1 pseudogene is annotated in these 495 nt (G+C 65.7%); it reads left to right on the top strand.

Annotated features, from left to right (window positions below):
- A pseudogene (gene irlS / locus J5M58_RS26410) lies at positions 1 to 495 on the top strand (heavy metal sensor histidine kinase IrlS); the annotation flags it as partial.

Below are 495 nucleotides of genomic sequence, written 5' to 3'. Positions count from 1 at the left end.
GACGTGTCGAGCTCAAGGAAATGGAGCACGCGTTCAACGCCATGCTCAAGCGCCTCGACGAATCGTTCGTCCGGCTGAGCCAGTTCTCGTCGAATCTCGCGCACGACATGCGCACGCCGCTCACGAACCTGCTCGCCGAGGCGCAGGTCGCGCTATCGAAGCCGCGCACGGCCGACGAATATCGCGACGTGATCGAATCGAGCATCGACGAGTATCAGCGTCTGTCGCGCATGATCGAGGACATGCTGTTCCTCGCGCGCTCCGACAACGCGCAGAGCCACCTGGCGATCCGCACGCTCGACGCGGCGGCGCAAGCCGAGCGCGTCGCCGGCTATTACGAGCCGATGGCCGAGGATGCCGACGTGCGCATCGTCGTGCGCGGCAAGGCCGAGGTTCGGGCGGACGCGCTGCTCTATCACCGCGCGCTCAGCAACCTGATCAGCAATGCGCTCAATCACGCGCCGCGCGGCTCGACGATCACGATCGAATGCGCGC

The organism is Pseudomonas sp. 32_A, assembly GCF_017490905.1.
In the GTDB taxonomy this organism is placed as follows: Bacteria; Pseudomonadota; Gammaproteobacteria; order Pseudomonadales; family Pseudomonadaceae; genus Aquipseudomonas; species Aquipseudomonas inefficax.
Note: the sequence above shows the minus strand (reverse complement) of the source record. Positions and strands in the feature narration are given on the sequence as shown.